This is a genomic window from Rothia sp. HMSC069D01, assembly GCF_001810135.1.
GTDB lineage: Bacteria > Actinomycetota > Actinomycetes > Actinomycetales > Micrococcaceae > Rothia.
In genome coordinates this window covers 182,572-194,604 of sequence record NZ_KV800108.1, presented here as the reverse complement: position 1 = coordinate 194,604, position 12,033 = coordinate 182,572, and the positions used below count along the sequence as shown (strand labels likewise).

The window sequence follows — 12,033 nt, the reverse complement described above, 5'->3', positions numbered from 1 at the left end:
CTCGTGCGACCGCCGCACCTGCGGCTACGACTGCTCCCGCGGCTACTGCCACGACCGCACCGGCGGCTACCCGCCGATAGGGCCGCGTATATCGCGTGTGCTAAGCCCCCTTGACCCGGTTCCCATGCGGACCGGTACGAGGGGGCTTTGCCGTACCCGGCGAAAATAAACACGCGGGAATAAACGGGCTCTTCGCATTTGAGGGTGTAGGTGTTGTGGGCGGGGTTGGGCGTGTCGTGGCCGGGTAGGGGTCGAGGTCTTCCGATGATGGAGATTGCTACACCGTCCATCTGAAAGACCTCGACATGGCCAATACTATCTTTGATCGCCCTGACCTGAGCGCGTTCACGCGCCTGGATGACCTGGGCCTGGAAGTGACGGGCCAGCGCATGTGGCCAGACCATGCAGTGTTGGCTTGCCGGATTGCTGGTGAGGACCGGTGGTGTCGACGCTGCGGATGCCAGGGCGAGTCGCGTGACACGGTGATCAGGCGCTTGGCGCACGAGCCTTACGGGTGGCGCCCCACGATCTTGCACGTGAGCGTGCGCCGCTACCGGTGCCAGGAGTGCGCCCATGTGTGGCGTCAAGATATGAGCCAAGCGGCCGATCCGCGCGCCAAGCTCTCGCGTGCGGCGGTGCGCTGGGCGCTCACTGGGCTGGTCGTTCATCATTTGACGGTGGCGCGTATCTCCCAGGCCCTCGGTGTGTCCTGGAATACCGCCAACACCGCTGTCCTGGGTGAAGGCCAGCGTCTACTGATCAATGATCCAACTCGGTTCGATGGCGTGCGTGTCATCGGGGTGGATGAACACGTGTGGCGCCACACCCCCTACGGAGACAAATACGTCACCGTTATCTTGGACTTGACACCCATCCGAGAACGCAGCGGCCCCTCCCGACTCTTGGACATGGTCCCGGGTCGCTCCAAGCAGGTCTTCAAAACCTGGCTGGCCTCCCGCCCCGACACGTGGCGAAGCCGCATCGAGATCGTCGCGATGGATGGATTCACCGGGTTCAAAAGCGCAGCCACTGAAGAACTCCCCGGCGCGAGGGCGGTCATGGACCCCTTCCACGTCGTGCACCTGGCTGGCAACGCCTTGGATGAGTGTCGCAGACGCATTCAGCAAGAACTCCACCACCGGCGCGGGCGTGCCACCGACCCCCTGTACAAGGCCCGCAGGATGTTACACACCCGCTCATGCCTGCTCACGCCACGCCAGCAGCACCAACTACTCAACCTGTTTTCCGGTGAGGAGCACGTCGCGCTCGAGGTCACTTGGAGCGCCTACCAGAACATCATCGACGCCTACCGCGCGCCCGACACGGACGCGGGTAAGGCCCTGATGGAAGCCGAAATCAACACCCTGACCTCCACGCGTGTACCGAGGGGTCTGACCGAGCTCATCACGCTGGGCAGGACACTCAAACGCCGAGCCGGGGACATCCTGGCTTACTTCGACCACCCCCACACCTCCAATGGCCCTACCGAAGCCATCAACGGACGCCTCGAACACCTACGCGGCTCCGCCCTCGGGTTCCGTAACCTCACCCACTACATCACCCGCTGCCTCCTCGAAACCGGCGGATTCAGACCCCAACTACACCCCCAATTATGAAGAGCCAATAAACGCTGGGGAATAAGCGCGGCAACCGGGGTGTTAGGTGAGCGTACAGGCGGCAGTGTGCCGCATCCGAGTATGAGAGGAATAGATAACATGCGTATTGATATTTGGTCCGATATTGTGTGCCCCTTCTGCTACGTGGGCAAGCGTAACCTGGAGCTGGCGCTCGCCGAGTTTGAGCACCGTGACGAGGTTGAGGTGGTGTGGCATAGTTTTGAGCTGGACCCGTCGGCTACGGAGCATCCGGCAGGTTCGTTGCCTGAGATGATTGCTGGCAAGTATCAGATGCCGTTGGAGCAGGCGATTGCGAGCCAGGAGTCGTTGGCGGAGCGTGCCCGCGAGGTGGGTTTGGATTTCAATTGGCGTCAGGCGCGGTACGGTAACACGTTTGATGCGCACCGTGTGATTCACTATGCGGCGGAGCAGGGCTTGGCGTCGGCGGCGGAGGAGGCGTTTAAGCTGGCGTACTTTACGCAGGGCCGTTCGGTGCAGGATCACGAGTCGATTCTGGATATTGCTTCTGAGATTGGCCTGGATACTGCCGAGGTTGAGGCGGTGTTGAAGAGCGACCGTTACGCGGCGGATGTGCGTGCTGACGAGCAGTTGGCGCGCCAGCTGGGCATTAATGGTGTGCCGTTCTTCTTGATTGAGTCGAAGTGGGCGGTCAGTGGTGCGCAGCCTGCGGAGATGCTGGTGCAGGCGCTGCGTCAGGTGTGGGAGCAGACTCATCAGGTTGAGTTCCTGAACCCGCTGGCGGGCGCGGCTGATGACGCAGCAGGTAACAATGCTGCGGAGGCGGGTCCGTCCTGCGATGTGAACGGCAACTGCTCCTAGTAGCCGCTGAGAAGTGCGCGGCGGGGGTGCTACTCCCCTAGCGCCCCGGCTAATGCAGCCCCAGATATAGCGAAGCCTCCTCGTACTATTTCTAGTACAAGGGGGCTTTACTATGCCCACACGTTACATCTTCCCTTGTCAGAAATGTTTGGGTGGCTCAATATTGCCTGCGAATGGGGCCGTTTTCATTTACACTGGAGTGTGTGTTCTACGGTGAACACGCTTGTCCACTCACTTCTAAAGGAATATTGTGTTGAAAATTCACACCGCGACCGCTGGTGTTCTTGCGGGTGCTCTGCTGCTGACTGGTTGCTCTTCGTCTGTTCGCGCTCCGAAGCCTGGGCCTTCTGCGTCATCGTCGACGTCTGTTTCTGCTAGCCCTTCGGTTTCAGCTACTCCTAGTTCTTCTCCGAGTGCGTCTGCGACTCCTTCGGAGTCTCCTACCCCGACGGTAACCCCGTCTCCGGTTCCGACTACTGAGGCTCCCGTGCAGGCACCGGCTACTGAGGCACCTTCCGCGGAGGCTCCGGCACCTCCAGTTTCTGAGGCACCCGCGCAACAGGCTGAGCCTGTTCAGCAGGCGCCGGTAGCTACGGAGGCGCCCGTCCAGCAGGCACCCGCGCAGGCTCCGGCGGCTGAGGCTCCCGCTCAGCAGGCTCCCGCGCAGCCGGTGCAGCAGGCTCCGGCGCAGTCGAGTGTTTATTACAAGAATTGTGATGCGGCTATTGCTGCGGGTGCGGCGCCCCTGCATCGTGGCGAGCCGGGTTACCGCCCGGGTCTAGATAAAGACGGTGACGGCGTGGCGTGCGAGCCGAAGAAGAAGCATTAGGCTTCTGCCCCTCAGATATAGCGAAGCCCCCTTGTGCCGGTTCTTAGTTGAACCGGGGCAAGGGGGCTTCTTACTTTTTAGCGCTTCCAGGGCATGTTGTCCCAGAACTGTCCCATCTTAGATTTGGGAGGCGTGAGCTTACTCCTGTGAGTCTTAGCTTCAGAAGCCGTCTCATGAGCTTCTTCGTCTGTGGTTACCTCGTGGCTTGCTTGTTCCAGCTTGGCCTTGAGCTTGCTCTGCGGAGTTCGAAGACGTGACGGACGTTCCTCGGGTTCCTCGTCAACGTAGTACCCGTACTGCGTTGAGCTAAAGAGGTTTGATTCGCGGAATTCGTTAACCGGCACAAAGAACGGTTGAGGTTCCCCAGGTTCCTGAGCCTCAGACTCCTCAGCATCAGATTCCTCAGCTTCAGGTTCCGGGGATTCCATATCCTCAGCAACCTCGAGATCTGCAGACTCTTCCTCCTCTTCAGATTCCTCGTCCGAGAAATCCTCGTAGTAGCTTTCGTCGTACTCGTCAGTCTCAGTATCCAGATCTTCAGAGTCTTCCAACTCTTCAACCTCTACGTCTTCCGACTCTTCGATTTCTACATCTTCTGACTCGTAGTCTTCTACAGTTTCAGGGTCAGAATCCCAGGTATCTTCATACTGTTCTTCCTCAATACCTTCCTGAAGCTTGAAGGCCTCGATAACCTCGTTCTTGATGTCCTCAAGGAGTGCGCACATATCCTCGTACGACTTGTGTTGCACCATCTCAACGCCCATACGCACCGTGAGCTCTTCCGCGATTTTACGTTTGATATCACGGGCAGAGACTCCCCTCTCCAAACCGTAATCGCTGGGGGCGCCCACAGAGTTTAGGGCTCGAGCGAGAGCCAACGCCAAATCGCGGTTCGTCGAGATGGAGGTTCGGTCAAGAATCTGGTTGAGGTCATCTTCCGTGAGGTAGCCTCCCTCATCCATAACCTCGCCCAGGAGGTCGTAGGTCAGCCAGGTTCGACGTAGCACGTGACGGCGCAGGTTACCGATATGTCGAACTTCCTTCGAGGGGGCAAAACGTGCAAAAGCAGCCGCAGGAAGAACCCTCAGACCGATAAACTGCCACACCTCAATAGATTCAGCTTCACCACGAATCATGTGCAGGTTCTTGTGCAGAGCTTTACCGATACGGTGGGAGTACTCGTACTTCCACTTATCCCGATCATCAGCAAAAGCCTTAAGATTCTCGAGCTCTTTATCTACAATTCTGCGGAGACTCTTTAGAGTCGGCATCGGAATCTCGTTGCCGCCAATATTGAGGATTTCTAGATTCGTGTCGATTTCTCCGCAATCTACATTGCGTAGCGGAACCCCAGAGTTTTTCCATTCCTGCAACTCTATACCCGCTAGAAATTCTTCCAGGCGGTAGTAAAGATACTGTTCTTCCTGCTCTGCAGGCGCCTGAGTATTCTCAGGGCTAGTGTCCTGCTGGGCAGGCTCTACGCTCTGATGAACCATACCTACTTCCATCCCTTCTGCATGTACCCGGTAATACCGTCAATCTTGCTCTGCACGGAATTCCAATCCCTTTTCAGCGCGTCAATAAGTTCCGGAATCGTCATTGAGAAATTTTCTTTAATAATCCTCTGCGTAACGATTTGAAACTCTTCGCAATTTCCTTCAGTGAGTTCTTTCTGCGACGTATACAAAGAATTCTCGTTCAAATGAGCAACATAAATTTCTCGCACAAGAGTTGCCAAGAAATCTCGAGAAATAGCGGGTTCTAGAATTTCATAATCCTTTTCATCCCCTCGCACCAAAGCCTTACAAACCGGGTGTTTCGTATTCACAAATACTCGCACGCATCGTGAATACAACGCTTCCGGATTACTGGCATTGCACCTTACAACCCAGGGAGCATTTTTATCCCACTCTCGCACTCGAGAAAAATCAAGCTGCGAGAACGGCATACCAGCACCCTTAGCACTCAAAGACAGGCTGTCCTCTTGCACAGCAATATAGGCGGTTTCATCGGTGTTATATCCATCGATATTTAGGGCACCCGCCACTAGAGCTGCTCGGAGCTTTAGTTCTCCCGCAACCTTACGTCCAGGAATCTTGGCGCTAACAACCGCGACAAATGATTCCGAATCAAGCTGAACATCTCGGCTCTCTTCAATGACGCTCCAGTGGGTCGGTCGACACTGGACCTCACAAATCAGTCGAGGCAGAGACTCCTCATTGCCCAGCACTCGACGGATTCCTTCAAGCCGTACTTTGACGGAGATGGAGAGTTCCAGATCAGTGTCGTAATCCCAGGTGGAGGGCAACTTATCCGGGTCAACAATTTCGCCGTTCTGATTACGGATATCCCATTCGCCCCATTCCACTTCATGCGGGAAAAGGGTGAGATGAGGATATGCCTTTACACGCTTACCTGCCATAGCTATTAGCCCTCCACCTCAAAAATATAGGTCTTACCCTTACGCAACGTGATGACCACGGAGCCCTGGCTCTCCTCGGAATCTTCAGGGCCGTCCCACTGCACATAAACATGACCCGCCTTTTGGGTGTCATTAGCGTCAGGGCCCCATCCTTCGCTCCAAGAAGGCTCAAGGTCGTGCGAGTCCGTGTACTCCAGAGTCCTCTCATCACCGGTTGCAATAGAGACCTTGATACCGATACGCTGACCAGCCTTCCAAGCACTACTGCAGGAGAAGCTAATGAAATACTGCACGTAATCAGGGTCCTGCGGGTGAACACCAGTCATTGCTGCAGACTCAATCGATACCGAGGCGCGACGAACAACGCCACCAGGGCGCTTTTTATTCTTGCCTTCGTCCTCCTCCGTCAGCTCAGTAACGACACCACCTCCGGAGGACATAATCGGATTGAATCGAGCAAGCTTCTGCGAAATCTTCGACAAAGAACCCAGTGACCCGCTATCGCGCTTAGTGTCCTTCGATTCGAAAAGACTCTTCAGGCTCTTAGTGATATTCGAAGCAGCATAAACAACAATGTTCTTGTGCTTAGCATTTTCGAGAGAGCTCGGGTTCCATTCGTCATGGGCCGGAGGTTCAGCCTCTCGGAAGGCAACATCCGTTTCAAGGTCGGGCTTGAATACGCCGTACCAGGTGGCCTTTGAATCGTCCAGGTCATTTACCTTTCGGTACTGGACAACCAATTCAGCCTCATTACGCATCAAGCACACCGTGTTTTGCGGATAGATGGACCTTTCAGCGTTAATATCGTACGCACCTCGAGCAATTCTTAGGTATCCGATATTGTAGGAATCCCTTGCTCGCTTAAAAACAAAGCTCTTGTACTGGAAAACACCGTCAAATGACTCAGCATCAAAATTCATCCTTTGAAGCTCAGCCATTTTGCGAACATCAATAAGAGCTGCGCACAGCTGCTCGATTCCCTTATATTCAGGCTTATTCTTAAGGTCCTGAATTAAGACAGGATCATTGTTAATCCTGATATCCATAGACCTATTTCCATCTTCAACATCCAATTTGGGCCAAAGATGGTACATCACGATATTTTGAATCTTTTCGTGGGAACGCTCAATAATTCGACCCGGGTCGTCCAGAATCTTACCTTCATCGTCTGATACTTCCATAAGCTCTGCAGGCTTTGCATCAACGATAAGAATTGAGGTGCCGGTTTCTCCGTCATTAAAGTGACGAGAGAAAATAGCCTCACCCAGCCGACGAGCAGGTTCTCCCGTCAGCGGGAGAATGTTACCCGTTCCCTTAACCGTGGGTCCCTCATATCCCCACCAATGACGACCGGTGTAGTTTCGACCGCCATACGTATATTCCTTGCCAAGAGCGACAGCAATAAGTCGGTAATCAATCTCGCCAGTTTTGGTCTTAAAGGCAGACCAGTAAATAACGGACTGAGACTCGCTCATATTGAAAGCAGCCGTTTTACCGAAGCCGTATGAGCCACCGTTACCTTGACCCTTGTTATCGCTACCAAGGTTCATCGTGAGGTTTACGAAGTTCTGGCTCTCCCCCTCCTCAACGGCTTCATCCGGGCGGTCCGGACCGTCAAGACCGACGGTGCCGCGGTCCCAAAATTCCAAGAAGTAGACGTCGCCGCGGTTAAAAGTCTGGTCGAGACCGGTGTACTTGCTATGGATCTCAAAACCAGCTGCGAACACCTCGTTCCTCAGGGTATTCAGTACACCCTGGTTGGCGTGCCGAACCAAGCAACCGAACTCCGGCATGTGCCCTTCGAGGCGTGCGTCCCATGAGTTCTGGGCCATCTCTCGGGTGACCAGAGCAAGCGGGCTCAGATTGGGTCGGCCGAGGGTACGCGAGGCACCTCGAGCGGATATCGAACCAGTGTTTTTAGGAAGGGGGAACCAGTTAAGGCTCACGATGTTATCTCCTTGCCCTGTAGAAGTTGTGGGCACTATTGAATCGTATGGGGCGTGTGTTGCTGAGGGAATAAAGCTCCGGGGTGGCATTATCCGGTGAAATGCCACCCCGAAACCTATACCCTCTTTGGGCGGTGAAGAAGCTACCTGATGTTACTCCTTGTAGTCGCCCTCATCATCACTTTCAGCTGCAGCCAGGATTGAGCTGTTCTCATCCAGTTCTTCCTCATCAAGCGCCAGAGTCTCAACCTGTTCAGGAACAACCGAAATGAAGTTGTTGTAGTCGGAACCTGCAACCTGGGGAAGAACCACCGCGTGCAAAATGACCGGTGCCACAGCGTCAAGGTCACGACGGCGAGCGCCCGGCTTAGCCTTCGAGTGGGGGTTGACCACGTAAATCACCAAAAGAGGAACGTTTCCTTCGACGAAGCGTAGTGCCAACTGCTTTGCGCGGCTCTTAGAAACCTTCAGGGCCTCGAGAGTGTCTTCGTTTAGCTTTCCTGCGTTAGCGAGAATCTTGAAGTCCAGAATCGGAGTCTCACCCACAGCAAGAGCACCCAGGTCCGCGATACCGTCATCAGCCGGGATGTCGTACGCACTACGAGTTGCCATACGAATGTCCAGACCAGCAAAGTTCTGCTGCGGCATATCCTTCTGGGTACCGGAGTAGACGACAACATTCCAGTCCTGGTCGGCGTACTTCTCAATCCACTCAACCAGCTTGTCCGAGCCAGCTTCGTAGTGCGAGGAGTGGGCCTTGAAGTCCTTGAAGTAGGACAGCACGACATCTACAGGCACGCCGGTGAAGAGGTAGCTACCGTTGTTCTTATCCTGCACTACCTCATGAGTGCTCGAGATAGAGCCAATGAGCGACTCGAATACCTGAATATTGTGGTTCAGGATTTCGGCGTTCTTCTCCTCGAAGCGAGTCAGCTGATGGAGCTTGCCGCTGTAATCGACGGTGAGCGCCTTGGCGTGACGCATCTTGTTCGCAGCGGTAACCTGTAGCGCCTTGGGGTGAGTACGAATCTTCACGCCAACGGTCTTAGGGGTGCTACCGACGATACGAATTTCTTCGCGAATCTCATCTTCCACACCGGCAAGGTGACGGTAATAGTCCTGAAGATCTGCAGTGGTCCACAGACGAATCAGGTCATCATAGCCGGGGCGGAAACCAAACCAGCGGCCCATCTGCAGAAGAGCATCGTAGGTCTTACTCGTCCTGAGGTAGTACGAGCTAATGAGGCCTTCAAGGGTCAGACCACGGGCGAGAGTATTACCGCCGATAACGACATAGGTGGCCGGTGAATCTGCGCTGTATTCCAGACGCTCTTCCGAGGAACCGTTATCCACAATGCACTTGGTCTCGCGGACAACCTGACCCACAGCAAGCTTCAGCTCATCCCATTCGGGGTAAATCTCTTCAGGGCGGATAGCCTGCATACGAGCAACTTCGCGCTCGTACAGACTCTGCATAGCATCGTTAATCTCAGGCTTACCGTAGTTTTCCTTCAGCGCTGAGATGTAATCCTCAATCACCTTCACCGCTTCAAAGTGAGTGTCAACCCTGTGCGAAAGGTGAATCAGCATTGAGCTGTGCTGCTTCTTCTGAGCACGACGACGACGAAGAGCCGTGGCAATCATAAACCACAGCACCGCATCTTCAAGGCTGGGAACCATCTCAGGCATGTAGTCCCCGCCGTCCTTACGAGTAGGAGGACGCAGAATTTTGGCTTCCTCAGTATCGATATCGCGCAATGCATCAATATCTACACCGTCGTTAAGGGTGCCGTCTTCGTCCTCGGTAGCCCACAGAGGGGTACCAAAAATACGGGACGCACCAATGTAGCCATTCGGGCGCTCCAAAGCGTAGATGAAGTCGGAGGGGTACAGGCCCGGGTAACGTTCGATGGTCTCACCCTCGGATTCCTCAGGATTAACCGGCTCTAGATACTCGGTGTAGCGGTCCTCATCATTCGGGTCCATCAGAACGTTTGCGAAGGGAGTCGCGGTGTACGCAACATAGGAGCCCTGCTGGACCTGGTCCCAAATCTGACGGAGAAGTCGGTTAATACCGGAGTAAGCTTCATCTTCCTTCGCAGTGTTGGGCGTTGCCTGGTCAGACTCATCATCAATGATGAGTACGGGAGTATCATCCAGCAGACCCTCACGGTTTGCGGCTTCCAGCTGCTTGAGCAGGTTGCCCAGACGACTGTAGTTCTTCTTCACCACTGCAAAAACAACACTATCCTTAGTGCGCAGAGCGTTGAGGAGAAGGCCAGAATCCGAAGAGATATCGCCCTTGACACTGGTCAGAGGGAAAACAGACTTCCCAGCATTCTGGAGCGCGGCAACAACATCGCCATCCAAACGTTCCTGAGTCTGACGACGCAGGTTGTTGTACATACCCGCCAAAACAATGACGAAACGGTAACCCTCATCAACTGCCTTAGTGATAACCGCCGAGAAGTTCGCGGTCTTACCGGACTGCACGTAGCCGACAACAAGGCCCTTGTGGGTCAGATTCTTCGTAGCGGGATCGGCAAGAAGACCGACAACTTTGCCGGATTCCTGGTGAATAGTGGACGTGCCGTCCTCGCCAATCTTCTCGGTAAGCTTCCTACGCAGGTGGCTCCATCCGGCAGTATCGGGCTTTGCAGCATCGTACCAGTGGTGGTAGTCTTCCTTGGCCGTAGCGGCCTCATCGAACTCGCCCTTGGCGTTCGCGGCTTCACGTTCCTGAATGCTACGAAGTGCCTTCTCGTAGACAGGAACGATTGCGTCTTCCGGAATACCCGCGGCAACCATACCGTCAATTACCTGGCGGCATGCATCTTCATACGAGATGAGTTCACGCGCAGCAGTGTCATAAATCTGCTGTTCCGGCTTGGAAATTTCCTCAGCCATTTTTCTCCTCATTGAAAAATAGAGATGTGAGTGATTACAGGAGCCGTTGTTTAGCTTCCTCTGTGAGTTTAGCACTCGTTCTCACACGTCAGCACAGGTTTTCGTCATTACTATGAGCCAGGTATGTTCAAGTTCGGTTTGTAGACTCTTTATTGCACGCACAACGCCCTAACTATGCTCTGCCTAGCCCGTCACTGAATCCAAGATACGGGCAAAGCTGCTAAAATTGGTGTTTTTATTTAAAATTTTCAGGTACACCTCAACACCCTACGAGTACACGTAGGTACTTGATATTTTCGACACTCGGAGAACCTTATGGCTGAGAAGCACACATCATCCTCACCCACAACCTACAAAATGGGTGAGCTCTTCTGTGGCCCCGGCGGCATTGCCCTGGGCGCGCACAACGCTGCCGATAAGGTTCCCGGAATCAAGGTTAAGCATGCCTGGGCTAATGACTACGACCCCACGACTGCAGATACCTACCGCGAAAACACTCCCGGTGCTTCTGAAGAGACCGTGTACGTTGGTGATGTCCGTGAGCTCGATACCGACGCGCTACCCCCGATTGATGGTTTTGCGTTCGGTTTTCCCTGCAATGACTTCAGCCTCGTAGGAAAGCAGAAGGGCCTAGACGGTACCTACGGTCCCCTCTATTCCTACGGAATCAACGTGCTCAAGAGTCACAAGCCTGAATGGTTCGTGGCAGAAAACGTGGGTGGTCTCTCCGGTGCTAATGAAGGCCTTGCGTTCCCCTACATCCTGCGTGAAATGCAGCGTGCAGGGTACACCGTTGTCGCTCACAAATACCGCTTCGAAGAGTACGGCCTCCCCCAGGCTCGACACCGCATCATTATCGTAGGCCTGCGTAATGACATTGCCGCGAAGGGTGCAGAGTTCAAGGTTCCAGCTCCTACCACTCTTGAACCTTCAAAGATGCGCACCTCTAAACAGGCGATTACCGAACCGCCCATCCCCGAGTGGGCAACCAACAACGAGCCGACCCGTCAGTCTGAGGTGGTGAAGCAGCGCCTCGCCTACATCAAGCCCGGCGAGAACGCTTTCAACGCTACCGATATGCCCGAGGAGCTACGTCTCAACGTGCGTGGCGCTAAGCTCAGCCAGATTTATAAGCGTCTGGACCCCAATAAGCCTGCGTACACCGTCACCGGCTCCGGTGGCGGCGGAACGCACATCTACCACTGGGAAGAGCCCCGCGCACTCACCAACCGCGAGCGCGCACGCCTGCAGACTTTCCCTGACTGGTACAAGTTCATCGGCAGCAAGGAGAACGTACGTCGCCAGATTGGCATGGCGGTTCCTCCGGACGGTGCGCAGGTCGTGTTCGAGGCTCTTTTCAAGACTCTTGAAGGAATCCCCTACGAGAGCATTGAACCGAATATTGATGTAGAGAAGCGCATTCAGGCTATGGAAGATAGGCTCGAGGCAGATAAAGAAGACACTCTTTTCTAG

The 12,033-nt window shown here is 54.6% G+C and carries 8 protein-coding genes; 4 read left to right on the top strand and 4 right to left on the bottom strand.

The window, feature by feature from the left end:
* Positions 1 to 305 precede the first annotated feature (305 nt).
* The 3 genes from HMPREF2710_RS05275 to HMPREF2710_RS05265 all read left to right on the top strand — a co-directional run bounded on the left by HMPREF2710_RS05275 (position 306) and on the right by HMPREF2710_RS05265 (position 3,285).
* The gene (locus tag HMPREF2710_RS05275; protein ID WP_049353248.1) at positions 306 to 1,616 is read left to right on the top strand and encodes an ISL3 family transposase; all 1,311 of its coding nucleotides are present in this window, start codon (positions 306 to 308) and stop codon (positions 1,614 to 1,616) included.
* Positions 1,617 to 1,715: 99 nt separating this feature from the next.
* Entirely contained in the window at positions 1,716 to 2,456 is a 741-nt protein-coding gene (locus tag HMPREF2710_RS05270; RefSeq protein ID WP_070599913.1) for a DsbA family oxidoreductase, read from the top strand.
* Positions 2,457 to 2,706: 250 nt separating this feature from the next.
* A complete protein-coding gene (locus tag HMPREF2710_RS05265; RefSeq protein WP_083303493.1) occupies positions 2,707 to 3,285 on the top strand; it encodes an excalibur calcium-binding domain-containing protein in 579 nt (192 codons plus the stop codon).
* A gap of 77 nt (positions 3,286 to 3,362) precedes the next feature.
* On the opposite strand, the gene HMPREF2710_RS05260 is transcribed toward HMPREF2710_RS05265, so the two are convergent.
* The 4 genes from HMPREF2710_RS05260 to HMPREF2710_RS05245 form a co-directional block, all read right to left on the bottom strand.
* Entirely contained in the window at positions 3,363 to 4,781 is a 1,419-nt protein-coding gene (locus HMPREF2710_RS05260; RefSeq protein ID WP_070599911.1) for a DUF6339 family protein, read from the bottom strand.
* 2 nt (positions 4,782 to 4,783) lie between these two features.
* A complete protein-coding gene (locus HMPREF2710_RS05255) occupies positions 4,784 to 5,707 on the bottom strand; it encodes a hypothetical protein (protein WP_070599910.1) in 924 nt (307 codons plus the stop codon).
* A 5-nt stretch (positions 5,708 to 5,712) separates the two neighbouring features.
* On the bottom strand, positions 5,713 to 7,653 hold the full coding sequence (locus tag HMPREF2710_RS05250) for a hypothetical protein (RefSeq protein ID WP_070599908.1): 1,941 nt from the start codon (positions 7,651 to 7,653) through the stop codon (positions 5,713 to 5,715).
* Positions 7,654 to 7,806: 153 nt separating this feature from the next.
* Positions 7,807 to 10,560, bottom strand: coding sequence for a Z1 domain-containing protein (locus tag HMPREF2710_RS05245; protein ID WP_070599907.1), 2,754 nt, complete (start codon positions 10,558 to 10,560; stop codon positions 7,807 to 7,809).
* A 315-nt stretch (positions 10,561 to 10,875) separates the two neighbouring features.
* On the opposite strand from HMPREF2710_RS05245, the gene HMPREF2710_RS05240 reads away from it, so the two are divergent.
* Positions 10,876 to 12,033, top strand: coding sequence for a DNA cytosine methyltransferase (locus HMPREF2710_RS05240; RefSeq protein WP_070599905.1), 1,158 nt, complete (start codon positions 10,876 to 10,878; stop codon positions 12,031 to 12,033).